The sequence below is a fragment of the Marinobacterium ramblicola genome, from assembly GCF_019084545.1.
Classification (GTDB): domain Bacteria; phylum Pseudomonadota; class Gammaproteobacteria; order Pseudomonadales; family Balneatricaceae; genus Marinobacterium_D; species Marinobacterium_D ramblicola.
The window spans coordinates 1-25,327 of the sequence record NZ_JAHREP010000003.1 but is presented as its reverse complement, the minus strand read 5'-3'; the positions used below and the strand labels follow the sequence as shown (position 1 = coordinate 25,327).

26 protein-coding genes and 1 rRNA gene are annotated in these 25,327 nt (G+C 58.2%); 4 read left to right on the top strand and 23 right to left on the bottom strand.

Annotated elements, in window-relative coordinates; all coding sequences use genetic code 11:
- The first annotated feature begins 27 nt into the window (after window positions 1-27).
- From KQ940_RS02505 to KQ940_RS02495, 3 genes are all read left to right on the top strand, one after another.
- Window positions 28-393: a histidine triad nucleotide-binding protein gene (locus KQ940_RS02505; protein ID WP_217411370.1), complete on the top strand. Its 366-nt coding sequence runs from the start codon at window positions 28-30 to the stop codon at window positions 391-393.
- A gap of 124 nt (window positions 394-517) precedes the next feature.
- A complete protein-coding gene (locus KQ940_RS02500; RefSeq protein WP_217411368.1) occupies window positions 518-1,474 on the top strand; it encodes a bifunctional enoyl-CoA hydratase/phosphate acetyltransferase in 957 nt (318 codons plus the stop codon).
- Entirely contained in the window at window positions 1,459-2,643 is a 1,185-nt protein-coding gene (locus tag KQ940_RS02495) for an acetate/propionate family kinase (protein WP_217411366.1), read from the top strand. The genes KQ940_RS02500 and KQ940_RS02495 overlap by 16 nt, the downstream gene beginning before the upstream one ends.
- Here KQ940_RS02495 and KQ940_RS02490 read toward each other — a convergent pair.
- The 20 genes from KQ940_RS02490 to rpoE form a co-directional block, all read right to left on the bottom strand.
- Window positions 2,640-2,858, bottom strand: coding sequence for a hypothetical protein (locus tag KQ940_RS02490; protein WP_217411364.1), 219 nt, complete (start codon window positions 2,856-2,858; stop codon window positions 2,640-2,642). The genes KQ940_RS02495 and KQ940_RS02490 overlap by 4 nt on opposite strands.
- Window positions 2,859-2,888: 30 nt before the next feature.
- Complete coding sequence (rlmB, locus tag KQ940_RS02485) at window positions 2,889-3,641, bottom strand: 23S rRNA (guanosine(2251)-2'-O)-methyltransferase RlmB (protein ID WP_217411362.1); 753 nt, start codon at window positions 3,639-3,641, stop codon at window positions 2,889-2,891.
- Between the two features lie 272 nt (window positions 3,642-3,913).
- Window positions 3,914-4,567, bottom strand: a complete 654-nt coding sequence (gene adk / locus KQ940_RS02480) for an adenylate kinase (RefSeq protein ID WP_217411360.1) — start codon at window positions 4,565-4,567, stop codon at window positions 3,914-3,916.
- Between the two features lie 267 nt (window positions 4,568-4,834).
- Entirely contained in the window at window positions 4,835-7,444 is a 2,610-nt protein-coding gene (ppc, locus tag KQ940_RS02475; protein ID WP_217411358.1) for a phosphoenolpyruvate carboxylase, read from the bottom strand.
- Between the two features lie 77 nt (window positions 7,445-7,521).
- Complete coding sequence (locus tag KQ940_RS02470; protein WP_217411356.1) at window positions 7,522-7,905, bottom strand: hypothetical protein; 384 nt, start codon at window positions 7,903-7,905, stop codon at window positions 7,522-7,524.
- 8 nt (window positions 7,906-7,913) lie between these two features.
- The gene (mazG, locus tag KQ940_RS02465) at window positions 7,914-8,720 is read right to left on the bottom strand and encodes a nucleoside triphosphate pyrophosphohydrolase (RefSeq protein WP_217411354.1); all 807 of its coding nucleotides are present in this window, start codon (window positions 8,718-8,720) and stop codon (window positions 7,914-7,916) included.
- Window positions 8,717-10,984 carry a GTP diphosphokinase gene (gene relA, locus KQ940_RS02460; protein ID WP_217411352.1) on the bottom strand — a complete coding sequence of 756 codons (2,268 nt, stop codon included), beginning with the start codon at window positions 10,982-10,984 and terminating at the stop codon, window positions 8,717-8,719. Before relA ends, mazG begins: the two co-directional genes overlap by 4 nt.
- A gap of 238 nt (window positions 10,985-11,222) precedes the next feature.
- The gene (gene cysM / locus KQ940_RS02455; RefSeq protein WP_217411350.1) at window positions 11,223-12,119 is read right to left on the bottom strand and encodes a cysteine synthase CysM; all 897 of its coding nucleotides are present in this window, start codon (window positions 12,117-12,119) and stop codon (window positions 11,223-11,225) included.
- Between the two features lie 198 nt (window positions 12,120-12,317).
- Window positions 12,318-12,698, bottom strand: coding sequence for a holo-ACP synthase (gene acpS, locus KQ940_RS02450; protein ID WP_217411348.1), 381 nt, complete (start codon window positions 12,696-12,698; stop codon window positions 12,318-12,320).
- Window positions 12,695-13,468, bottom strand: coding sequence for a pyridoxine 5'-phosphate synthase (gene pdxJ, locus KQ940_RS02445; protein WP_217411346.1), 774 nt, complete (start codon window positions 13,466-13,468; stop codon window positions 12,695-12,697). Before pdxJ ends, acpS begins: the two co-directional genes overlap by 4 nt.
- A 3-nt stretch (window positions 13,469-13,471) precedes the next feature.
- Window positions 13,472-14,155, bottom strand: coding sequence for a DNA repair protein RecO (gene recO, locus KQ940_RS02440; protein WP_217411344.1), 684 nt, complete (start codon window positions 14,153-14,155; stop codon window positions 13,472-13,474).
- 9 nt (window positions 14,156-14,164) lie between these two features.
- Window positions 14,165-15,088 (bottom strand): GTPase Era, encoded by a 924-nt coding sequence (era, locus tag KQ940_RS02435; RefSeq protein ID WP_217411342.1) that lies wholly within the window; start codon window positions 15,086-15,088, stop codon window positions 14,165-14,167.
- Window positions 15,085-15,774, bottom strand: a complete 690-nt coding sequence (gene rnc / locus KQ940_RS02430) for a ribonuclease III (protein ID WP_217411340.1) — start codon at window positions 15,772-15,774, stop codon at window positions 15,085-15,087. Before rnc ends, era begins: the two co-directional genes overlap by 4 nt.
- A complete protein-coding gene (locus KQ940_RS02425) occupies window positions 15,771-16,148 on the bottom strand; it encodes a DUF4845 domain-containing protein (protein ID WP_343222601.1) in 378 nt (125 codons plus the stop codon). The genes rnc and KQ940_RS02425 overlap by 4 nt, the downstream gene beginning before the upstream one ends.
- A gap of 11 nt (window positions 16,149-16,159) precedes the next feature.
- On the bottom strand, window positions 16,160-16,972 hold the full coding sequence (gene lepB / locus KQ940_RS02420) for a signal peptidase I (RefSeq protein ID WP_217411338.1): 813 nt from the start codon (window positions 16,970-16,972) through the stop codon (window positions 16,160-16,162).
- Window positions 16,973-16,980: 8 nt separating this feature from the next.
- On the bottom strand, window positions 16,981-18,780 hold the full coding sequence (gene lepA / locus KQ940_RS02415; RefSeq protein WP_217411336.1) for a translation elongation factor 4: 1,800 nt from the start codon (window positions 18,778-18,780) through the stop codon (window positions 16,981-16,983).
- Between the two features lie 138 nt (window positions 18,781-18,918).
- Window positions 18,919-20,295 (bottom strand): DegQ family serine endoprotease, encoded by a 1,377-nt coding sequence (locus KQ940_RS02410; protein WP_281419176.1) that lies wholly within the window; start codon window positions 20,293-20,295, stop codon window positions 18,919-18,921.
- A 90-nt stretch (window positions 20,296-20,385) separates the two neighbouring features.
- Window positions 20,386-20,823, bottom strand: a complete 438-nt coding sequence (locus KQ940_RS02405; protein WP_217411331.1) for a SoxR reducing system RseC family protein — start codon at window positions 20,821-20,823, stop codon at window positions 20,386-20,388.
- 4 nt (window positions 20,824-20,827) lie between these two features.
- Window positions 20,828-21,661 (bottom strand): MucB/RseB C-terminal domain-containing protein, encoded by an 834-nt coding sequence (locus tag KQ940_RS02400; protein WP_217411329.1) that lies wholly within the window; start codon window positions 21,659-21,661, stop codon window positions 20,828-20,830.
- A 79-nt stretch (window positions 21,662-21,740) separates the two neighbouring features.
- Complete coding sequence (gene rpoE, locus KQ940_RS02395; RefSeq protein ID WP_217411327.1) at window positions 21,741-22,328, bottom strand: RNA polymerase sigma factor RpoE; 588 nt, start codon at window positions 22,326-22,328, stop codon at window positions 21,741-21,743.
- 245 nt (window positions 22,329-22,573) lie between these two features.
- Between rpoE and nadB the strand changes: the two genes are divergently transcribed.
- Window positions 22,574-24,181 carry an L-aspartate oxidase gene (gene nadB, locus KQ940_RS02390; RefSeq protein WP_217411325.1) on the top strand — a complete coding sequence of 536 codons (1,608 nt, stop codon included), beginning with the start codon at window positions 22,574-22,576 and terminating at the stop codon, window positions 24,179-24,181.
- On the opposite strand, the gene KQ940_RS23165 is transcribed toward nadB, so the two are convergent.
- The 3 genes from KQ940_RS23165 to rrf form a co-directional block, all read right to left on the bottom strand.
- On the bottom strand, window positions 24,154-24,702 hold the full coding sequence (locus KQ940_RS23165) for a protein YgfX (protein WP_425515613.1): 549 nt from the start codon (window positions 24,700-24,702) through the stop codon (window positions 24,154-24,156). The genes nadB and KQ940_RS23165 overlap by 28 nt on opposite strands.
- The gene (locus tag KQ940_RS02385; RefSeq protein ID WP_217411323.1) at window positions 24,596-24,850 is read right to left on the bottom strand and encodes an FAD assembly factor SdhE; all 255 of its coding nucleotides are present in this window, start codon (window positions 24,848-24,850) and stop codon (window positions 24,596-24,598) included. Before KQ940_RS02385 ends, KQ940_RS23165 begins: the two co-directional genes overlap by 107 nt.
- A 155-nt stretch (window positions 24,851-25,005) precedes the next feature.
- Window positions 25,006-25,121, bottom strand: a 5S ribosomal RNA gene (rrf, locus tag KQ940_RS02380).
- Window positions 25,122-25,327 lie beyond the last annotated feature (206 nt).

Sequence of the window (25,327 nt, the reverse complement as noted above, 5' to 3'; positions counted from 1 at the left end):
CTTCAACCCGCAACCCGAGAGAAACCGATGGACTGCTTGTTCTGCAAAATTGTCGATGGCGAGATCCCGGCCGAGATCCTGTATCAGGATGATAAGGTGATCGCGTTCCGGGATATCAACCCACAAGCCCCCTTCCATGCGCTGGTGATCCCGCGCCAGCATATCGCCACGGTTAACGACATTGCCGACGACGACCGCGAGCTGGTCGGCCATCTGGTGCAGGCCGCAGGTAAGATTGCGCAGAAGGAGGGTTTCTCGGAGGATGGCTTCCGTACCGTACTAAACTGCAACAGCCATGGTGGACAGACCGTCTACCACCTACACCTGCATCTGCTGGGCGGCAAACCGATGGGCTGGCCCCCCTATCAGGACAGGCTCAAGACCCCGGTCTGATCTACCTGCCCCAACCCGGGACTATCTCCACCCGGGTTTCACCTCCCCTTTGCTGCATCGCACTATAATTCAGTAATATCGACCGTCTAGACTAGCGCGAAGCACTGATCAGGGAGAGCACCGCATGGCGACCATCGCGACCGGCCAACCACCGGCCCACAACCAACTGGAATTTTTTATCGAACAGGCACGCCGCGCCCGTCCGATCCGCACCGCGGTGGTACATCCGGTCGATCACAACAGCCTGAGTGGCGCCATCGAAGCGGCCGAGCAGGGTCTGATCGAACCCCTGCTGGTGGGCCCGGCACACAAGATACAGGCCGCGGCCGACGCGGAAGGGATCGACCTCTCCCCGTACCGAATCATCGCCACCGAGCACAGCCATATGGCCGCCGAGCGTGCCTGCGAACTGGTGCGCATGGCGGAAGCCGAAGCGCTGATGAAGGGCAGCCTGGGTACATCGGAGCTGCTCGGCGCCGTGGTGCATAAAACCCGCGGCATACGCACCGAGCGCCGGTTGAGCCATGTGTTCGTGTTCGACATTCCCAACTATCACAAGCCACTGGTGATCACCGACGCCGCGATCAATGTGGAACCGGACCTGATGACCAAGCGCGATATCGTGCAGAACGCGATAGAGTTCTGCCGCTCGCTGGGCAACAACGAACCGAAAGTCGCCGTACTCGCGGCGGTGGAGAAGGTGAAACCCAACATGCCCAGCACCATCGACGCCGCCGCGCTGTGCAAGATGGCCGACCGCGGCCAGATCACCGGCGGCATCATCGATGGCCCGCTGGCGTTCGATAACGCCATCTCCCGCCAGGCCGCGCTCGACAAACATATCGATTCACCGGTGTCCGGCGAGGCCGATATCCTGCTGGCCCCCGACCTGGAGTCGGCCAACATGATCGCCAAGCAGTTGATCTACCTGGCCAACGCCAAATCCGCCGGGATCGCCGTCGGCGCACGGGTACCGATCATCCTGACCAGCCGCGCGGAAGGCGCCCTCGGTCGCCTGGCCTCCTGCGCCCTGGCGTCGCACATGGTACTCGGGAGATCTGAACCATGGATACCATCCTGACCGTCAATGGCGGCTCCTCCAGCCTCAAATGCGGCCTGTACACCTTCAAGGATGACGGTCTGCACTGTCTCTATCACCTGAAGCTGGGTAATCTGCTCGGCGATATCGCCCGTTTCGATATCATGGATGAGCGAGATGCCCCGCTGGAGCATCAGGATCTGGATCTCGGCGCTGTCGATCTGGAGCAGCGCCACCAGGCGGCGCTCAAGCACGTACTCAGCTGGCTCGACCAGCACCTGAGCGACGTGCGCCTGATCGCCACCGGCCACCGCATCGTGCATGGCGGCGACCAGTACAGCGCACCGGTCGAAATCGGCGAAGCGGAACTGGAACAGCTGCGGCGCTATATCCCCCTGGCGCCGTTACACCAGCCCTATAACCTGCGTCTGCTGGAAGCCTGCGCCGCGCTGGCACCGGACATACCGCGGATCGGCTGTTTCGATACCATGTTCCACAGTCAGCAACCGCGGCTGGAGCGACTCTATGCGATCCCGCGGGCGCTGACCGAGGCCGGCGTGCACAAGTACGGTTTCCACGGCCTCTCCTACGATTACATCCAGCATCAGTTGCTGGCACGCGGCAGCGGCCAACTGAAAACGGTGGTCTGCCATCTCGGTGCCGGCGCCAGCATGTGTGCCATCCGTGACGGGATCTCCATCGCCAGCTCCATGGGTTTCACCGCCGTCGATGGCCTGCCGATGGGCAGTCGCTGCGGCAACATCGATCCAGGCGTGCTGCTCTACCTGATGCGCGAGCGGCAGCTGGATCTGGACCAGATCGAAACCCTGATCTACAAGCAGAGCGGTTGGCTCGGCGTGTCCGGCATCAGTTCCGACATGATTACCCTGCATCAGGCCGATTCACCCAACGCCGAGGAGGCGATCGACCTGTTCTGTTACCGTGCCGCGTTGGAGATCGGCCGGTTGAGTGCGGCGCTGGAGGGGCTGGAGCAGCTGGTGTTCACCGGCGGCGTCGGCGAAAACGACGACGATGTGCGTGCGCGCATTCTCTCCCGTTGCGGCTGGCTCGGGGTCAGGGTTGACGCTGCCGCCAATGCCGCTCACGCCGAACGGATCGATGCCGGTGGTTCAAGCGTAGAGGTCAGGGTGATACCCACCAATGAGGAGGCGATGATCGCCCAGCGTGTCGCCGAACGGCTGCGCGCCTAGTCGACAGTGCCGGGCGGCACGGCCTGGCCGTGTACGTTAAAGCTCCAACCGGACCCGCTGTCTTCGGGGGCGGTGGCAAATGCGCCACAGTGACGACAGCGATAGAGCCAGCGTTCCGCCAACTCAAGCATTGGCCGCAGACCGCTGTGCGCCGGCAGCGGCTGCACCTTTGCACTCAGGGCGCGGCACTGTTCACAGAGAAATCGGGTAGGCATATCTGACATCCTGTCGATTGATAAGGCATCCTAAGGCGCGGTTCGTCTTCTGCGAATAATCTCGAACAAACACACGCCCGTTGCGACCGAAACGTTAAGGCTGCTGACCTCTCCCGCCATCGGAATGCGGATCAGTTGGTCGCAGTGTTCGCGGGTCAACCGGCGCATCCCCTTGCCCTCCGCCCCCATCACCAGCGCCAGCGGCCCGGTGAGATCGGCATCGTACAGCTCCGCATCGGCCTCGCCCGCCGTACCGGTGATCCAGATACCATACTGCTGCAGCAGTTGCAGGGTGCGGGCCAGGTTGGTGACCTGGATATAGGGCACCGACTCCGCAGCGCCGCAGGCAACCTTGATCGCAGTGGCATTGAGCGGGGCCGACTTGTCGCGCGGCGCGATGACCGCTTGAACACCGGCCGCATCGGCGGTGCGCAGGCAGGCGCCCAGGTTATGCGGATCGGTGACACCGTCGAGCACCAGCAGCAGAGCCGGCTGGTTCAACCCCTCCAGGCCCTCGAGCAGCCGCTCCAGATCCTGCTCGTTGCCGGCCTGAAGCGCAGAGGTTTCCGCGACCACGCCCTGATGAACGCCCTGGGCGAGCTCATCAAGTTTGACACGCGGTACCTGCTTGATCGGAATCCCCGCCTGTTCCGCGTCGTTTACCAACGACTGCAAACGCTTATCGATACGGCCCTGCACCAACAACACGCGACGAACCCGACCTGGATCGCGCTTGAGCAGCGCGCTGACGGCGTGGATGCCGAAGGTGATATCCGCTTTCATGACAACCCCGTGACCAATCGGTGAGCCCAAAACAAAGGCGCACATTATCACTAAAATAGCGTCGAAAGCCCAGCGCAGTGCACTAACGACCAGAGGCCGATGAAGCAGAGGGTTGAGTTAAGTCAGAGTGGATGCACCCGCACAGGAGAATCGCGAGCACCCTGCTAGAGATACGCTCACCGTCGGGCCGTGCCCGGCTCGGCGACAGGCGGAAACGAAAACAGACCGCGATAACGGCCTGTTTTGCAAAACGAGATTGTCGATGCCGAAGCTTATGCCAGTCCTTCGAACACCTTGTTACGAATATCGTCCACGCTGCCGACACCCGGCACATAGACGTATTTCGGCGCACTGGCCGGATCCTCTTCGGTCCAGCCACGGTAGTAGTTGATCAGCGGCTCGGTCTGGTCATGGTAGACCTTCAGGCGCGCGCGCACGGTGTCTTCCTGATCGTCGTCACGCTGCACCAGGTCGTCCCCGGTCACATCATCCTTGCCTTCCACCTTGGGCGGATTGTAGACGACATGATAGGTCCGGCCAGAACCCGGGTGTACCCGACGACCGCTCATGCGCTTGATGATCTCGTCATCGGCCACGTCGATCTCGACCACAGCGTCGATGGTCACGCCCGCTTCCTTCAGCGCGTCCGCCTGAGGGATGGTGCGCGGGAAGCCGTCGAACAGGAAACCCTTGGCGCAATCCGCTTCGGTAATACGTTCTTTCACCAGACCGATGATGATGTCATCGGAGACCAGACCACCCTCATCCATCACCTTTTTGGCCTGCAGGCCCAGAGGGGTGCCGGCTTTGACGGCGGCGCGCAGCATGTCACCGGTCGAGATCTGTGGAATGCCGAACTTTTCGGTGATGTACTGTGCCTGAGTCCCCTTACCGGCACCTGGAGCGCCAAGAAGAATAATACGCATGAGAGGGTTTTCTCCTGATAATTGCTGTAAGCCAGTAAAACTGAATTCTTGAACCTGACTCTGCGCGCCGGGCCATTCGCCGCTCAGCCACAGATAGGGTTTCTGTAATTGTTATTGTCCCGGTCCTTGATGACAGAGACCTTAGCCTGACCCCATGCCCGCCACAATTCGACATTAGCACTAACAATTGGGCCCACTTTGGTCAGGCGAAACGAGCAGAGTACGCCATCAGCCCCTACCAGTTCAACTAATCCGGCCAGCCCGAGGCTAGCCGGTGTTTCGCATCCCGGCAGAAATCCCCGCCATCGTCACCATCAGTGCCTGCTCCAGCCTCTGGTCCGGCTGATTGCGATCGCGGTATAACAACTCGGCCTGCAGGAAATGCAAGGGGTCGATATAGGGGTTACGCACATCGATCGACTGGCGAATGACCGGGTTCTGGTCAAGCAGCTGTTTAACGCTCTTGACCTGTTTGACCTGCTCCACCGCTTTGAGCAGACGTGCTCTCAGCGCAGAGCCCAACGCGGTCAGCTCAGGGGAGACCAGCCGCTGCTCGTAATATGCCGCGATGCTGATATCGCTTTTCGCCAGTACCATCTCCAGCATATCGATATAGGTACGGAAGAAAGGCCAGTTGCGATACATATGCTGTAGCCGAGGCAGCTCGCCATTGTCTATCGCCTCCCCCAGCGCGCTATCGGAGCCCAGCCAGGCGGGCAGCATCAGGCGGATCTGGGTCCAGGCAAAGATCCAAGGTATCGCACGCAGAGACTCGACCCCGCCATCGGCGCGCCGCTTGGCTGGACGGGAACCCAGCGGCAGCTTGGCCAACTCCTGCTCCGGCGTTGCGCAGCGGAAGTAGGGCACGAACTGCGGATCCTCCCTGACCACGGCGCGATAGGATCCAAGTCCCGCGGCGGCCAGGCTATCCATTTCGTCCCGCCACTCGCGGTCCGGCGCCGGCGCCGGCGCCAGGGTGGCCTGCAGCACAGCGCCGGTATACAGCTCCATGTTACGTATCGCCAGCTCCGGTACGCCGAACTTAAACCGAATCATCTCCCCCTGTTCGGTGACGCGCAGGCTACCGGCGACCGAACCCGGCGGTTGCGCCAGGATCGCCGTGTGGCTGGGACCGCCGCCACGCCCCACCGTACCGCCACGGCCGTGGAACAAGGTAAGTTTGATTTTATGACGGGCGCACAGGGCGGTCAGTGCTTCCTGCGCCCGATACTGTCCCCAGGCCGCCGCCAGTTGCCCGGCATCCTTGGAGGAGTCGGAGTAGCCAATCATCACCTCCTGCTGCCCGTTGACGTAGCTGCGGTACCAGTCGATCTCGAACAGCGCCTCGATGCAGGCGCAGGCGTTGTCCAGATCATCCAGCGTCTCGAACAGCGGCACCACCCGCAGATTGTGACTTATGCCCTGCTCCCTGAGCAGCAGTATCACCGACAGCACATCCGAGGGCCGGCTCGCCATGGAGATCACATAAGAGCCCAGGGCCGAAGGATCGGCATCGGCAACGACGCGGCAGGTGTCGAGCACCTCCTGCACCTCCGCACTGGGGGTCCACTGCCTTGGCAACAACGGTCGGCGTGAGTTCAACTCCCGCAACAGGAACGCCTGCTTGTCGGTTTCACTCCACTGGGTGTAACGACCCAGACCGTAAAATCCGGTGAGCTCATCGAGCACCGCCGCGTGCCTGTCGGCGTTCTGCCGTATATCCAGGCGCACCATGGTCAAGCCGAAGCAGGCGACCCGGCGGATCAGATCTTCCAGTTTGCCGGCGGCGATACCGGCCATGCCACACTCGATCAACGAGCGATGGCACAGCTGCAGAGGCGCCAACAGCTGCTCCGGCTGCATGACCGGCAGGGGAACTTCGGGAACATAACCGTCCAACTGCGACTCTATCCCCTCGCGGGTGATCAGGAGGTCATGCTTGAGCGAACCCAACAGCGTGCGGTAGGGCTCGTCCACGTCGCCGACCACCGCCTTCATCTCGGCGCTGGCCCTGAACATCGACAGCTCGCCACGCAGCTCATCGACGGAACGGATATAGAGATCCAGTGCCTCCCAGCGCGCCAGCAACAGCACTTCCTGGGTCACCTCGGCGGTGACGTTGGGATTGCCATCGCGGTCACCGCCCATCCAGGAGGAGAAACGCACCGGACAGCAGTCCAGCGGCAGGCCGCGGCCCAGGGATGCCCGCAGCTCTGTATCAAGACGTCTGAGGAAGCGGGGCACCGCCGACCAGAGCGAGTTTTCCAGTACCGCGAAGCCCCATTTGGCCTCGTCCACCGGCGTCGGCCGCTGCTTGCGGATCTCGTCGGTATGCCAAATCTGGTTGATCAGCTCATCGACGCGGGTCTGGCAGGGCGCGCCGCGGTCAAGCTGCTTGAGGCACTCGGTGATGGCGTCATATTTCTGGATCAGGGTGCGACGGTTGACCTCGGTGGGATGGGCGGTCAACACCAAGTCTATGTTGAGCGTCTTCAGGGTTTCGAGCAACTGATCGGCACTGTATCCCTGTTGCTGCAGACGGGTCAGGAGGTCTTGCAGTTCATCGGGAGCCTCCTGAACGGCGGCGTTGTCCAGGCGACGGCGCACTCGATGGTGTTCTTCGGCGATATTGGCCAGATTGAGGAACTGGGTAAACGCACGCGCCACCGGCAGTACCTCATCCTCGTGCAACTCACCCAACGCCTCAAGCAACTGCTGGTGCTCAGGCCGCTCCTGATTGCGACCAGCTTTGGCCAACTGGCGGATATGCTCGACCCGTTCGAGGAAATCCGGCCCCAGATCGCTAGAGATGGTTCGCCCCAGACTCTCGCCCAGCATGCGTACGTCATCGCGCAGGTCTTCGTGCAGATCGCTCATGGATGGCTCCCTTCATCAACAGGTTTCCTGCCATCCTACCCCAAAGAAGCGCGCTGCCAACCCCTGCTAAAGTACCGTCACGGCGCTGTCATGATCGCCTGGAGTCTTTCCAGCGCACGTTTGGCTTCCCATTCGGAGCCGTACTTGATCTGCTGTTGCCGGTTATTGCTCAGCACCAGCTCGATCCGGAAATGGCTATCTGCCTGGGGCAGGGTGTCGTAGCCCAGCTCAGCACTGCGAAACTCCTCAAAGCTGAAACGCTCATATCCGCCAGGCCGCACCACCGCCAGCGCTCTGCCCCGGATGTCGACCAGCAGCTCGGGGCTACCGCCCAACCGTTCGGTAACGCTAAAACCGCTCCCTTGCAGCGCGGATCTCTGCTCTGAGCTGCGCTGCCAGTTCCAGACAGCCAGTACCAGCATCAACACCAGTCCGATAATAAAGATCTGCGGTCCCGACATAGCGCCTCCTAGAGCCCCCTGCGCTTGGCCTCATCCCACCATTGGTCGAGCTGTTCCAGAGTGAAAGCTGACCAATCTCCGCCTGCTGCATTGACCTGCTGCTCGATAAACCCGAAGCGACGCTCGAACTTGGCATTGGTGGCACGGATCGCCTGCTCGGGATCCACATCAAGATGGCGGGCCAGGTTGACCTGCACGAACAGCAGATCGCCCATCTCCGAGGCTATTGCCTCCTGTCTGCCCGACAGAATCGCTTCACGCAGCTCGGCGATCTCCTCTTCGATCTTATCCAGCACCGGCAGCGCTTCGCCCCAGTCGAAGCCTGCTTTGGAGGCGCGTTTCTGCAGCTTGGCGGCACGGCTCAAACCCGGCAGGCTCAACGGAATCTCATCGAGAACGCCGGGGCGAGCTTTGGCCTCACGCTCCTGCTGCTTGATCGACTCCCAACGCTCGCCAATCTCTTCGGTTGCTATCTCACCCTGTCGCCGTTCACCGCGCAGTGTTCCATCCGGAAACACATGCGGATGACGCCGCAACAACTTGGTAACCAGCTGGTCAACGATGGCATGGAAATCGAAGCGCTGCTCCTCCTCTGCCAGACGTGCGTAGAAGATGACCTGGAACAGCAGGTCGCCGAGTTCATCCTGCAGATGGGGCCAATCCTCGCGCTCGATGGTATCGGCCACCTCATAGGCCTCCTCGAGCGTATGCGGCACGATCGACGCGAAGGTCTGTTCTAGATCCCAGGGGCAGCCCGATTCAGGATCACGCAAGCGCTGCATCAGGTAGATCAGGTCATCCAAGGTGTAACTCACGAGCGACTTCCCCGCCGCTCCCGGTGCACATCCATGACGTTCTGGATCTGGTTGATCTTGTCCATGACCCGTCCCAGCATATCGAGACGGGCGATCTCGATGGTCAATGACAGCCGCGCCAGATTGCTCTTGCGGTCGGTCGCGGTGTTGGCCGCCAATACATTGATATGCTCATTGGCCAGCACCATCATCACGTCACGCAGCAAACCGGAACGATCGAACGCTTCAATGGAGATGTCGACCGGGTATTTCGTGCTCTCTTCGTCGCCCCAGTCCACACCGATAACACGATCCGGTTCCTGGTCGCGCAGGGCCAGCAGATTGCTGCAATCCTCACGATGAATCGACACCCCGCGGCCCTGGGTGATATAGCCCATGATCGGATCCCCCGGTACCGGCTTGCAGCAGGACGCGACGGTCGTCAGCAGGTTGCCGACCCCCTGTATTCGCACACCGCTGCCGCCCTTGCGCGGTTCATCGGAGATCCCGCTGGGCAACGCCAGATCCAGCTGCTCCTCCGGCTTGTCGGTTTCCAACTGCCGCTGGGCTTCATTGATGATCTGGGACAGTCGCAGATCGCCTGCGCCCACAGCCGCGTACATATCCTCGCCCTGCTTGTAGTGCAGACTACGGGCGATCGTCGGCATATCGACCTGATGAGCATCGATTGCCAGCCGGCGGAACTCGCGCAACACCATGTCGCGGCCGGCATCGGCGTTCTGGTCCTTGGCCTGCAGCTTGAACCAGTGCGCGACCTTGGCTCTAGCTCGCGAGGTGGTGACATAGCCCAGGTTGGCATTGAGCCAGTCGCGCCGTGGCCGCTCTTCGCCGGTCAACACCTCGACCTGATCGCCGGTTTTCAACTGCCGGTTCAACGGCACGATGCGCCCGTTGATGCGGGCGCCACGGCAGCGATGGCCGATCTCGGTGTGCACACGATAGGCGAAATCCACCGGTGTCGCACCGCTGGGCAGGTCCACCACATGGCCATCGGGGGTAAACACGTAGACCCGATCCTGCACCGCGTCACCACGCAGCATCTCGCCGAAGGTTTCGCTGTCACCCAGCTCGTCATGCCACTCCAGCACCTGACGCAACCAGGAGATCTTCTCTTCGTAGCCGTCGCGACGCGAGCGAGTGTCGGTACCCTTGTAGAGGTGATGGGCGCACACGCCCAGTTCAGCCTCTTCATGCATGGTGAAGGTACGGATCTGCACCTCAAGCACCTTGCCTTCGGGTCCGAACACCGCCGTGTGTAGCGAACGGTAACCGTTGGGTTTGGGCGAGGCGATATAGTCGTCGAATTCGTGCGCGATGTTGCGCCACAAGCCATGCACAATGCCCAGCACGGTGTAGCAGTCACGAATTTCAGGCACCAGGATACGGACCGCTCGCACATCGTACACCTGGCTGAACTCGATATTCTTGCGCTGCATTTTGCGCCAGATGCTGTAGATATGCTTGGCGCGTCCCATCACGTCGCCATCGATACCCGCCTCTTTCAGCCGCGAGCGCAACATCTCGACCGCCTCGTTGATATACAACTGGCGGTCGAGACGACGCTCGTCGAGCAGTCGCGCAATGTGCTTGTAGTCGTTCGGTTTGAGGTAGCGGAAGGAGAGATCCTCGAGCTCCCACTTGATATGGCCGATGCCGAGCCGGTGCGCCAGAGGCGCGTAGATATCGAACACCTCCCGCGCCACCAGATAGCGTTTCTTGCGGTCAGCATCCTTGACGCCACGGATGGCGCAGGTGCGCTCGGCGATCTTGATCAGTGCCACGCGCACATCATCGATCATCGCCACCAGCATCTTGCGCAGGTTATCCACCTGTGTGGCGCCGGCACCCAGCACACTGGCTTCGCTGCGGGGATTTTTCAGTGAGCCGATGGCCGCCATCTGCAGTACGCCATCGATCAGTTGGGCGATGGTCGTACCGAACTCCGTGCGCACGCGCTCCAGCGCGAGTTTGCGCTCGCGCACGGCGCGATAGAGAATTGCGGCGACCAGCGTTTCCTGATCCTGCTGCAACTCGGCAAGGATCTGCGCCATCTCCAGGCCGGTCAGGAAACTGCCGAGTGTAGAGGAGCCCCAGGAATCCTCCTCGGGCGGCACGTCGGCCTGGGCCTGACGCGCGACTTCACACGCTTTACGCACCTGCGCAGGGTCGACCAGCTTGACCTGCTCCTCCAGACGTTCCAGCCAGAGATCCAGATCTACACTGCCATCTTCCCGAATCGGGTGGTCTTCTCGAACTTTTACCATGGAGTCATGCCACTCCTGTCTCGCGCTTCTGCCGTCGCCATGTCTACTACAACAGACCCATATTCAAACCGCGCTCTCGCACCGCCACGAAGCAGCAACCAGAGCGCCACAGGATCTGCTCCACCTTTCACCTCCCTGGCTGCCGGCGGCTTATTCTAATCTCTATGACTCTGCCAAGCGAGTAAGTTCAACCTGCTTTATCAGCTTAGAGCGTTTGTCGACACGCTGCCACAGAGGCTCAACCGTTGAAAACACCGGTAGACAGGTAGCGGTCGCCACGGTCACAGATAATGCACACGATGGTGGCACCGCTCACCTCTTCGGCAAGACGCAGCGCGCCGGCCACCGCGCCGCCGGAGCTGACGCCACAGAAGATACCTTCGCGCCGCGCCAGTTCGCGCATACGGCTTTCAGCATCCTGCTGGGTGATGTCGATCACTCGGTCGACCCGCGCCGCATCGTATATGCTGGGCAGATAGGCCTCCGGCCAGCGCCGGATTCCCGGGATCTGGGAACCCTCCTGCGGCTGCAGACCGACAATCTCAATGCTCGGATTCATCTCTTTCAAGTAACGGGAGGTGCCCATGATGGTGCCGGTGGTACCCATGGAGCTGACGAAATGGGTCAACGTGCCCTGGGTCTGCTGCCAGAGCTCCGGCCCTGTCGTGCGGTAGTGCGCCTCCGGGTTGTCGGGATTGGAGAACTGGTCCAATACCCTCCCCTTGCCTGCTGCCTGCATCTCCAATGCCAGATCCCGCGCGCGTTCCATCCCTTCGGCCTGGGTTACCGTGATCAACTCCGCGCCATAGGCTGTCATCGCCGCCTTGCGCTCGTCGCTCATGTTGTCGGGCATGATCAACCGCATGCGGTAGCCCTTGATCGCCGCCGCCATCGCCAGCGCGATTCCGGTGTTGCCTGAGGTCGCCTCGATCAGGGTATCCCCCGGCTTTATCTCACCACGCTCCTCGGCCAGGGTGATCATGCTCAGTGCAGGACGATCCTTGACCGAACCCGCCGGATTATTCCCCTCCAGTTTGCAGAGGACAATATTGTCATTGGCAGCCTGGATACGCTGCAAACGTACCAAGGGGGTGTGGCCGACACAGTCGGCAATGGTCGGATAATGCACAGACATCGTTATGACTCGGAAAGAGGTTTAAATAACAATACGGAATATAAAACCAATATTTTATATCCAGATTATAGGATGTCGATCATAGCAGTCGCCCCCAAGCGTCACAACCAACAATGACCCGTGCGGTTAGCGCCGCTGATTGTCGCGACAACTACAACCGATCGCCAGCCAGAGTGGTGCCAGCAATCTGCTTGCCAGTCAGGAACAGCGTTCCGCGATAACTGTGGCAACCACGTAATGTTGCTCATCGCTATAGGAGAGGTGCCAAGCGGCAATATTGAGGGTTTTGGCGATCTCGGCAGCTTGGCCATTGAGTTCCAGCAGGGGTTTGCCGCTGTCGGCATGGTAGATACTGATCTGATGCCAACCGACACCCTGGCCGATCCCTGTACCCAGGGCCTTCACTGCTGCTTCTTTCGCCGCAAAGCGTTTGGCCAGAAAGCGGGCTGGCACATTGGACTGCTCGAAATGGACCAGCTCAGCCGCGGTCAGTATGCGTTGCGCCAACCGAGGCGTACGCTCCAGCGCCGCCTCGATACGCGCGATCTCGACAATATCGGTGCCCAGTCCTGCGATCATCGCCGCACGGCATCCCGTTGCGCCTGCACCCGCTGCTGGGCACGGTCCATCAGATCGCGCATCTCTACAACGGCTTGTTTGATACCGACGAAGAGGGCATGCGCGATCAGGCCATGACCGATATTGAGCTCATGCAACTCGGGAATCTCCGCGACCGCCTCCACATTGTGGTAGTGCAAACCGTGCCCGGCATTCACGATCAACCCAAGCTCCCGCGCTCGGCGTGCGGCCAGTTTGAGGCGCTCAAGTTCCGCATGCTGGCGATCAGGTGTTTCGGCATCCGCATAGGCACCGGTGTGCAGCTCGATGACCGGCGCCAGGCAGCGCGCCGCGGCCTCGATCTGACTCGGTTCCGGATCGATGAACAGAGAAACTTCGCAGCCGGCAGCGCTCAGTCGGCGACAAGCGGCGGCGACTTCGTCAAAATGCCCGCTGACATCAAGACCGCCCTCTGTCGTCAGTTCCTCACGCTTCTCCGGTACCAGGCAGACATGCGCCGGCCGGATCTCCTCGGCCAATGCGAGCATCTCCTCTGTAATGGCCATCTCCAGATTCATGCGGGTGTTCAAGACCTGGGCCAGTACACGCACATCCCGCTCCTGGATATGTCGGCGATCCTCGCGCAGATGAACCGTAATGCCATCCGCACCCGCCTCCTCTGCCAGCAGCGCGCCGTGTACCGGATCGGGATAGCGGGTACCGCGCGCCTGACGCAGGGTGGCGATATGGTCGATATTGACGCCGAGCAGAAGGCGATTGGGATCTACCACGGGTTACTCCTTTATTCTTGTGAATAACAGACGGCTGTTTAATGGACGTTCTCCAAGCAGTTCCGCCAGCGCTTCACGCATCAAGCGCTTGGCGCTGCGCCGAACCTCCACGTCTTCATAATTATCGTCGGCGATAGCCAGAAGATGACGACCTGAATACTGGTACATGCCCTCAACTGCGGACACCAAACCACGTTGCGGCAGGAAGCTATAGCTCATACGGGCATCCAGTCCGGACAAACCCAGTCCAAAACCAAGCTCATCGAGTAACTGGCGCTCAAAGGTACGTAGTGCGCCCTCGATATCCCGGCCCAGCTGCAGCTCGTTGAGCACGTATCGGTAGTATAGGAAAATCCGCGGACAGGGCTCTTCAGGCTGCAACAGGCGCTGCAGCAGTTCGTTGACATACAGGCCACAGAGCAGCGCCTTGCCGGTCAGCGGTGGCTGCACCTCGACACCCTCGACAGCGCCCAGATTCTTCAGCTCATGACGCCCGTGCCAGCCCAGCTGCAACGCCTGGAACGGCTGCAATGATGAGCGCAGGCGGGATTTTGGACGGCGCGCACCACGTGCCACCGCGCTGATACGCCCATGCTCCAGGGTCAAAAGATCAACCAGCAGACTGCTTTCGAGATAGGGCCGACTGTGCAGCACGTAGCCCGCCGATGAATCGACCCGTTGACTCATGGAGCAAACTCACTCGTGTCGGTAGCCCAGGCTATGCAGCGCACGCTCATTGTCCGCCCAGCCGCGCTTTACCTTGACCCAGAGGTTGAGCATGACCTTGCAATCGAACATACGCTCCATATCCTGGCGCGCATCTCGGCCTATCCCCTTGAGCACCTCACCCTTGTTACCGATGACAATGCGCTTCTGCCCCTCGCGTTCGACCAGAATCAAGGCGCTGATGGTCAACAGGCCACCCTCGTGGCGGAACTCCTCGATCTCGACGGTGGTACCATAGGGTACCTCATCGCCCAGGTTGCGCATCAGCTTCTCACGCACCAGCTCGGCGGCGACGAAGCGCGAGCTGCGATCGGTGATCTGATCCTCGGGATAGAGATGAACGCTCTGCGGGATGTAGCGCTCGACCACCTCTTCAAGGTGAGTGACGTTATGCCCCTTCTCCGCTGAGATTGGCACGATCTCGGCAAAGTTCAGTTTGGCCGAAAGCTGCTCCAACTGGGGTAGAAGCACGCCCTTGTCTTTGAGCAGGTCCACCTTGTTGACCGCCAGAATCACCGGGCAGCGGGCGAATTTGAGCTTTTCCAGAACCGCCTCATCCTCTTCCGTCCAGGCCGTTCGGTCGACGATGAACACGATCACATCGACATGACGCAACGCCTCGGATGCGGCCTGGTTCATATAACGGTTAAGCGCCCGCCCCTTGTCATCGATATGCAGCCCAGGCGTATCGACATAGATCACCTGCAGCTCACCCTCGGTCTTGATGCCCAGGATCTGATGCCGGGTGGTCTGCGGCTTTTTCGAGGTGATGCTGAGTTTCTGCCCAAGGATCCGGTTCATCAATGTGGACTTGCCCACATTAGGACGCCCAACGATGGTGACGTAACCGCAACGCTGTTCACCACCCTGCTCGGTATCGAACTGATCACTCATACCTTGCCTCCGCTTTTTTCCAGGGCTATCAACGCCGCATGAGCGGCCTCCTGCTCGGCCTGTCGACGGCTGCTACCCACGCCCTCGGTTGGCTGCGCAAGCAGGGACACATCACAGCGGATACGGAAGGTCTGTGCATGGGCTTCCCCTTCGACCGACAGCAGCTCGTAGTTCGGCAACGCTTCACGACGTGACTGGAGAAACTCCTGAAGACGTGTTTTGGAGTCCTTCAACGTCTCGTTCAGATCCAGCCCCTGCAAACGGGACTCGAACCAGTTCAGTATAAATCCGCGAACACAGCCAAGGTCGGTATCCAGGTAGATGGCGCCGATAATCGCTTCTACCGCATCCGCCAAAATCGAGTCTCGGCGGAAACCTCCACTTTTCAGCTCGCCGGAGCCCAGGCGCAGATAGTCACCGATGTTCAATTCACGCGCGATCTCGGACAGGGTCTCCCCCTTTACCAGACGCGCACGCAACCGGCTCATCTGGCCTTCACGAGCCGCTGGAAACTTGGCGTACAGCGCTTCGGCAATAACAAAGTTCAGGATCGAGTCGCCGAGGAATTCAAGACGCTCATTGTTGCGCTTACCACAGCTACGATGGGTCAACGCGAGCTCGAACAGGCTGGGATCGGAAAAATCGTGCCCCAGCCGACGAGCTAGTTCATCTGTAGGTTTTATCAAGGCTTCGTAACTTCATAGTGCTCTTTAAATACCACTACGGCATCGACGTTATAAAACATCGGCACACGCGTCTCATAATCCAGATCGAAGTGAAGCACTCCCTCTTCGAGCTTGATTTTCAGGGAATCACGCTCAGGCAGACGCACCTGGTTGATCCCGAAACGACGGTCGAGGTCACGCTTGATCTCAGGAATCGGCTTTTTGATCTCATCCTGATCCAGCGTCACATTCTCAACAATCGATTTTATCGTCCAATGATCCATGTAAGGCGTATAAAGCTTGAATCCGACGGTAAAAAACACACCCGCCACCATAATGACAATCAGCGTCGCCAGTATGGACGCACCCTGCTCTCTGGACCTGTATACGCTCACTCTGTTCTCCTTTACTTGATTGAACGAACCGCTCCGAAATCCGGCAGACTCAGCAGTTCCGACCAGTGCATCCAGACCGCTACCGCCTTGCCGACCAACAGCTCATCCGGCACAAAACCCCAGTAACGGCTATCGTTGCTGTTGTCTCGATTATCACCCATGACGAAGTAGTGTCCAGCCGGGATCGTCCACTGTGCATTCAGGGTAGGACGCCCCAAATCACGGTAGATCTCATGTTCCGTCTCACCCAAGGTCTCTTTTATCAGCAGCCGCTCCGGATTCAAAGGTGGCAGCTGGGCCAACAACGACTGACTCTGTGGCTCTCCATTTATGTACACCACCTTGTCGCGGTAGGTCACGACATCACCGGGCAGCCCGACCACACGCTTGATGTAATTGATACTTGGCTGCTCGGGATATTTGAATACCACCACATCCCCACGTTCCGGCTCATCAAGCGGCAGAAATTTGGTATTCAACACCGGTAGACGCAAGCCGTAGTGATACTTGTTGACCAGAATATAGTCGCCCACCTGAAGCGTCGGCAGCATCGAACCTGATGGGATCTGGAAAGGTTCATAGAGAAACGAACGCAGCAACAATACAAGGCCAAGAACCGGGAACATGGAGCGCGACAGATCGGCCCAACCACTCGGCTGCATCAACTGCTTGCGCGTCTCCTCGGGCAATGCCCCTCCGGCCTTGAGTTCAGCGTCGGCCAAACGCTCGCGCCGCCGGGGAACGAACACCAGCATATCGAGCAACCAGAGCAAACCGGTAACGAGCGTCGCCAGAACCAGAATCAGGGCGAAATCGAAATTCATCCTTAGCCTCAGCTATCCACTTTTAGTACGGCCAGGAAGGCATCTTGAGGTATCTCGACCCGACCCACCTGCTTCATCCGCTTTTTACCCTCTTTCTGCTTTGCCAGCAGCTTTTTCTTACGACTGACGTCACCGCCGTAACACTTTGCAAGCACATTCTTGCGCAGTGCTTTGACCGTGGTGCGTGCGATGATCTTACCGCCCAACGCGGCCTGGATCGCAACATCAAACATCTGCCGAGGAATAAGCTCCTTCATCTTCTCACACAGGATACGACCGCGATAAAGCGCATTATCCCGGTGCAGAATCACGGCCAAAGCATCCACCTTCTCGCCATTGATCAGAATATCCATGCGCACAAGCTTGGCCGGATCGAAGCGTTTAAAACTGTATTCGAGCGAGGCGTAACCGCGGCTGACCGATTTCAGTCGGTCGAAGAAGTCGAGTACGACTTCCGCCATCGGCAGCTCATAGCTCAGCTGCACCTGACTGCCGACGAACTGCATATTCTTCTGCATCCCGCGCTTTTCGACACAGAGACCGATCACCGAGCCGAGATGATCCTGGGGCACCAGGATATTGGCCTCGACGATGGGCTCACGCATCTCTTTAATCGCGCCCGGGTCCGGCAATTTGGACGGACTGTCGATATAGACCACCTCGCCATTGTCCATCTCCACTTCGTAAACCACGGTCGGCGCGGTGGTGATCAGATCCAGGTCGTACTCACGCTCGAGTCGCTCCTGGATGATCTCCATGTGCAACATGCCGAGGAAGCCGCAGCGGAAACCAAATCCAAGCGCATCCGAGGTCTCCGGCTCGAAGAACAGTGATGCATCGTTCAACGTCAGTTTATCCAGCGCTTCGCGAAAATCCTCATAGTCGTCGGCGCTGGTCGGGAACAGACCGGCGTAGACCTGAGGTTGAATACGCTTAAAGCCCGGCAAACTGGCCACATCCGGGGTCTTGGCGTGCGTCAGCGTATCGCCGACCGGTGCTCCATGAATATCCTTGACCCCTGCAACGACAAAGCCAACCTCGCCGGCGCGAAGGACACCGGTCTCTTTCTGCTTCGGCGTGAAGATCCCCACCAGTTCGGCCTGGTAAGTCTGTCCGGTGGATTTCACCAGAATCTTGTCTTTCTTCTTCAGCGTTCCGTGCTTGACACGTACGAGGGAAACCACGCCAAGATAGTTGTCGAACCAGGAGTCGATGATCAACGCCTGCAACGGTGCGTCCACGTCGCCTTCCGGAGCGGGGATCACCTTGATCAGCGCCTCGAGCACATCCTCAATACCCATGCCGGTCTTTGCCGAGCATGCGATAGCGTCGGTGGCATCGATGCCGATCACCTCCTCTATTTCATGCCGCACACGCTCCGGCTCGGCCTGAGGGAGATCCATCTTGTTCAGGATCGGCAGCACCTCGAGGCCCTGTTCGATCGCGGTGTAGCAGTTGGCAACGGATTGTGCTTCAACCCCCTGCGCGGCGTCGACAATCAACAGCGCCCCCTCGCAGGCCGACAGCGATCGCGATACCTCGTATGAGAAATCCACGTGTCCCGGGGTATCGATAAAGTTGAGCTGGTAGGTTTTACCGTCATTCGACGTGTAGTTAAGCGTGACGCTCTGAGCCTTGATCGTGATGCCACGCTCACGCTCGATATCCATGGAGTCAAGCACCTGAGCGGCCATCTCCCGCTCCGACAGTCCACCACAGATCTGGATCAGACGGTCGGCCAGGGTTGATTTACCATGATCGATATGGGCGATAATTGAAAAATTGCGTATATGGTCCAGCTTGCTCACAATAGGGCTACTCGGTTCGAACTGACGACTGAGAACGGTGCTACAAGAAGCGCAGCAGTTTACCGTATTTCCCTTTGCACAGCACGTAATGCAATCTCCCGCGCAATGAAAAAGGGACTTTCGCCCCTTTTTTCACTCCTACTTTTTCACCAGCTTCAGCGGTATAAACAGCGGGCTACCACGCCGTACGATTCTCATCGGTACCGAGCGATCAGTTGGCAGCTCGTCCACCACCTTGCCAAACTGCTCTGCGGTTTCGATCTGCACACCATTGAGCATGGTAATCACATCACCGGCGACCACTCCCGCCCGTGCACCTGCACCATCAGCCACCTCTGCAACCATGACGCCGGAGCGGACATTCCACTTCTCACGATAGGACTCATTTAGAGGCTCAACCTTAAGTCCCAAGCGATTGACCGTCGCAGGTTCCGCCGGCGAAAGGCTACCCAGCTGCTGATCCCCGTCGGGCAACAGGCCTACCACCACCTTGACAGATTTACGCTCACCATCCCTGATCACCTCCATCTCGGCCTCAGTACCCGGTTTCACCCTACCGACCAAGTGAGGCAGATCCGATGACAATGCTATATTCCGTCCATTGAACGCGGTGATCACATCACCTTCGAGAAGACCTGCCGCCTGCGCGGGACTTTCCGGCAACACCTTGGCAACAAGCGCTCCTGCAGGCTTATCGAGCCCGAACGACTCTGCCAGATCACGGTTAACCTCCTGGATGATCACACCCAGCCAGCCGCGGCTGACATGCCCCTGACTCTTGATCTGATCCGCCACATCCATCGCCACATCGATGGGGATCGCGAAGGAGAGCCCCATAAATCCACCTGAGCGGGTATAGATCTGAGAGTTGATACCCACAACCTCGCCATCCAGGTTAAACAGCGGCCCACCGGAGTTTCCGGGATTGATCGCCACATCGGTCTGAATAAACGGCACATAGGTTTCATTGGCCAGAGCACGCTCCTTGGCACTGACAATTCCCGCCGTGACCGTATGATCGAAACCAAAGGGCGAACCGATAGCGAGTACCCACTCACCAACCTTGAGGTCACGAGCCTTACCCACCTTCACCACAGGAAGATCCTCGGCCTCTATCTTAAGCAGCGCCACGTCCGAACGCTCATCCGTCCCGACGATACTGGCCTCCAACTCACGACGATCATTCAAGCGGACCAGAACCCGCTCAGCTCCCTGAACGACATGATTGTTGGTCAGTACATAGCCATCTTCACTGATAATGAAGCCAGAACCCAGCGACTGAGGCGCTCGCCGCTGGCGTGGTTCCATATCGGGCAAGTTCCGGAAAAAATGGCGAAAAATCTCCGGAATATCCTCGGAATCCGGCCCACCGAACTGCCCTAGCGGAGAGTTGCGCTCAGGATCTGCGGCCTGCACCGTGCTGATGTTGACCACCGCGGGAGCAGAGGTCTCAACCAGCTCCGTAAAGTCCGGTAACGAAGAGGATGCCTGCGCCAATGAAGTCACAAGTAGCATCAAACAGGATAGCGAAAGAAAGCTTAGATTCTTAATCTTCAACATCGAGTTCACTGCACCCTTGAAAACATCTCTAAATTTACCGGGATTTCAGGCAAGTCTCAGAAGTACCGGTTGATAACAACTTCCGTCCCCAACGGGGCGAGAGGTATACCAGTTCACAGCCAGGAAGCCCGTAACCAAGCCTGCAACAGCTGCCAAAATCTGAAAACCCTCGCCCGCGCCAAAAGCTCGCGCAATGATTGCCATCAGCACCAGCAGGACCAGCGGTACAAGGTAGATCAGCATAGAGGCCTTGATCAGACTACTCTCTTCCAAACCCACCACGACGGACTGACCAACGCTCGGCTTAAGTCTGCTTGGGTTTACCACGGAGAGTTCTACCGAGCTGCCAGACATCCAGTCAGACAGCGCACCTTGCCCGCAGCTTTTCTTCGCACTACAGGCTGCACATGCACTCTGCCGACTGGCTTCGACCCAGACCTTGTCACCCTCGATTCGAGAAACATGAACAAGCTCTTCAATCATGGTATTACCTGATCAGTCTCACATTTGACGCAATACGATCCGCAATCATCAGCGGTATATCACCCACTACTGTGACAAAACTCTCCCCCTGGCGCCGACCTACAGCGACCACACCGTCGGCCTGAACAACACCTTCCGTCGAGCGCTGGTATCGACCGGGTTCCACTGTCACCGAAAACGCCCCCTTACCATTGGAGTACATCATCACCTCTCCATGTGGCAGCATGTCATGCCTAACAGGCTCGTAACCATCGGGAATCCACGCCATTTGCCACTTGGGTTGCCCCATATTAAGCAACTGATGATGTTGATCGATATAACTCTTCAAGCCCTGAGAGAAACGAATAACATCCGACGAAGGCGTCGCAGGCTGGGTAACCCGTGCCATATCACCAAACTGGGTACGCACCAGATCATTGGAGATAGGTACAGACGGCGCCAGTTGGGTGGAACTGGAAGCCTGGGACGCAACAGGGACACTATTACTGGTACCAAAGTTATTGGCGCCGAGGATTATGACCGCGGTTACTGACGCCGCTACCGCCATACTGGCGACCGAGCGCCATACGCCACTGATGGCATAAGTCTTAACAGGCTTGGTTGCGAGCGAAGCCTGAAGAGGCGGTTCAGCCTCCAGCGATACGGCAAGCCTGGAACTGAGGTCATCGCGGCACTGTCCTATCGTCTCACCCCGAAGTACCGAGCGAACCACGTGATAGCGGCGCCACGTCTGACCGAGCTCTTCGTTCTCGCCCACCTGCTGCAGTAGCCGCCGGGTTTCAAAGTCATTGGCCTGACCATCCATCAGGGCCGACAGCCCTTCCTTACACTCACTCATGGCTCATTCCTCAACATGCAGGCACTTAGCGGTTGAATCACACACATTCGTTATTTTTCCCGGCCTATCCGCTCAAGTTTCACGGCTCAAGCAGAGGCTTAATCTCTCTATCTATCGCTTCCCGAGCACGAAATATACGAGAACGCACAGTACCAATTGGACAGTCCATGATGCTGGCGATATCTTCGTAGCTCATACCCTCAAACTCTCTCAATGTCAGAGCAACCCGGAGATCCTCAGGCAACTGATCCAAGGTTTGCTTGACTACCCGTTCCAGCTCGTCACGATACAAACTGTTTTCGGGTGTCTCGATTTCCTTCAGTTCATTGTCGCCGTCAATATAATGAGCATCTGACACATCCACATCGCTATCCGGGGGACGGCGGCTTCTCGCGACCAGATAGTTTTTCGCCGTATTGATCGCAATCCGGTACAACCAAGTATAAAAAGCACTCTCACCACGAAAATTCGGCAGCGCCCGATAAGCTTTTATAAAAGCCTCCTGAGCGACATCCAACGCTTCGCTATGATCGTAAACATAGCGACCTACCAAGCCGATTATTTTATGCTGATACTGTTTAACCAGCAGATCAAAGGCGCGTTTGTCACCAGCCTGCACTCGTTTTACAAGTTTTTGGTCAGCAGCGGCCTGACTCTCATTCGACACAAGGATTCCTTCACATCACGCTCACAATACACTACCCAAAACTTCGGGTGCTTAGCCAAAGAGTATGTCGTCCACAACTAACGCATTGCAACAAGAATCCTGTACTGACCCTATCCACAACGTAAGAGCGGCCGCCCTTGCTTAAGTTCCCTGGCGGAGAGAATATTTTCGGAACACGCTGCCCCAGCGCTTTAACAGCGTGCATAATAAAACTTTGGTATTGGCTATAAGGAAAATACGGGTAGATGAGTGTGCATGAATATGATGTCCTGATCGTAGGAAGTGGAGCGGCGGGACTCACTCTGGCGCTTAACCTTCCCCACACCGCACGCATCTGCGTCCTCAGCAAAAGCGAGCTTGAGAACGGCTCAACCTGGTTTGCCCAGGGAGGTATAGCGGCCGTGCTGGACGAGGAAGACAGCATTGACGCCCACATCCAGGACACCTTTGTGGCGGGTGCCGAATTAAGCCGGCCCGAGTCCGTCAATCACACCGTTTCGGGCAGTCGTGAAGGCATCCAGTGGCTGATCGATCAGGGCGTCCCGTTTACCCAGGAGCGTGAGAGTTACCACCTGACCAAAGAGGGTGGACACTCGCACCGCCGCATCATTCATGCCAGCGATGCCACCGGACGGGCGCTCGAGGAAACACTGATTGAACGAACCGGTCGCGCAACCAATATCCACCTGCACGAACACCATATAGCCGTAGACCTGATCACGCGTCGCAAGCTGCACCTGCCACATAATGCCTGTGTCGGAGCCTATGTTCTGAATTCGAAAACAGGCCATGTCGAAGTATTTAAAGCACAACATGTCGTGCTCGCCACTGGCGGCGCCTCCAAAGCCTACCTGTATACCAGCAACCCCGATGGCTCCACTGGAGATGGCATAGCGATGGCTTGGCGTGCCGGTTGCCGGGTCGCCAACATGGAGTTCAATCAGTTCCACCCCACGTGCCTCTTCCATCCACAGGCAAAATCATTTTTGATTTCCGAAGCGGTTCGAGGAGAGGGAGGGATACTGCGCTTACCGGACGGTACCCGCTTTATGCCGGCGTTTGACCCTAGAGCGGAGCTCGCCCCTCGCGACATTGTGGCCCGTACCATCGACCACGAGATGAAACGGCTTGGTTGTGAGTACGTCTATCTCGACATCTCACACAGACCCGCCGACTTTATTCGCAGCCACTTCCCCACTATTTACGAGCGCTGCCTAGGTTACGGTATCGACATAACGCGCGAGGCCATTCCCGTTGTACCCGCAGCACACTACACCTGTGGCGGCGTGATGACCGACCAAGCCGGTCGCACCGATCTGGAGGGCTTATATGCCATAGGAGAGACTGCATTTACCGGCCTGCATGGCGCTAATCGCCTGGCCTCCAACTCATTGCTTGAGTGTGTTGTCTACGGACGCTCTGCTGCAACTGTAATAAGTGAAGCATTGTCCCGAGAACAGCAGGAACTGCCCGCCGTGCCCAACTGGGATGAGTCCCAGGTTACCAACTCCGATGAAGACGTCATCATCGCCCACAACTGGGACGAACTGCGGCGTTTTATGTGGGACTATGTGGGTATTGTGAGAACTAACAAGCGCTTGCAGCGAGCCCAGCATCGCATAGAACTGCTGCAACAGGAGATAACCGAGTACTACAGCAACTACAAAGTCAGTCGCGACCTGATCGAGTTGCGAAACCTGGCCACCGTTTCAGAACTCATTATCCGTAGCGCCATGCTGCGCAAGGAGAGCAGGGGCTTGCACTACACTTTGGACTATCCGGATCTCGCGCCAGAACGCCGCGATACCATTCTAGCCCCTATCAACTACCCTTGGCCGGAGGCATCTCGCTGAGGTGGTGGTGCCCATTTGATCACGATCGCCAGGCGCCGCCACTCCTCAGCACTCATCTGATCAGGAGTCAGCATCAGCCATATGGGCAGAAGTCGCCCCTCCGGCACCAAACTAAGCACAATCACCCCTGGTATGACCAACTTCTGACGTAGCTCGTCGACCTGCAATTGTGCCCCTGATAGCAATACAAGCGCTAGCTGCTTACGATCCGGATACCAGCTCAATCCGACGACAGTGTCATCCCTACCCGGCTTGATAAAACCTTTCAGGGAGTGCGTCGCCGAGAGAGCCACTAGCGCTGTACATATTGTGAGCGTGAACTTCGGCAAGTCTGAATAGAATATCGCAGCCAACGCCAAAATATGGGCACCAACAACCAATGCCGGCAGCCTATATGATGGTTCAAACCTTAACTCAAGCGGGCTGAACGCGTTCGAGTATGATCTTGACGATCCTTGCAAGGTCCGGATCCTCTGGAACTGCCCGTTGCATAAACCAGAGAAAAAGATCCTGATCCTCACAGGCTAGTAACTTTACAAAACGGTCCTGATCGTCTGGCGCAAGACCGCGAAACGCCTCCTCGACGAACGGCACGAACAGAACATCCAACTCCAGCATGCCACGCCGACTCTGCCATGCGAGACGCCTAATATCTTCTTCGGTATACATTCTATCTCCAGTTATGCAGGCGTTATCTGCCAGCAATATTTAACCGGTTTTAAGTCCTGACTGCCAGACTAAACAACAGCACAATTGCGCCAACGCAAAAAACCCCGATACCTTGCGGTACCGGGGTTCTTCACTCCCTTTCGGGATCATTAGGTGCCTGGCGATGACCTACTCTCACATGGGGAGACCCCACACTACCATCGGCGATGACGCGTTTCACGACTGAGTTCGGCATGGGATCAGGTGGTTCCACGTCTCTATTGTCACCAGGCAAAACTGGAACAAATCGAGATCTGAAAGATGTTCTATGGCAGCCTTGTTCTACTGCCCTGTCCTGTCGTTCGCTACAAGCTTCAACCGGTGCCTCGCTACCGTCTCCGGCAGGGGCTCATCGATCTACATATTCAACTGTGTGTCTTACAAGCTTTTCAGCTCCGCACTCAAACGCCTTGGGCGTTATATGGTCAAGCCTCACGA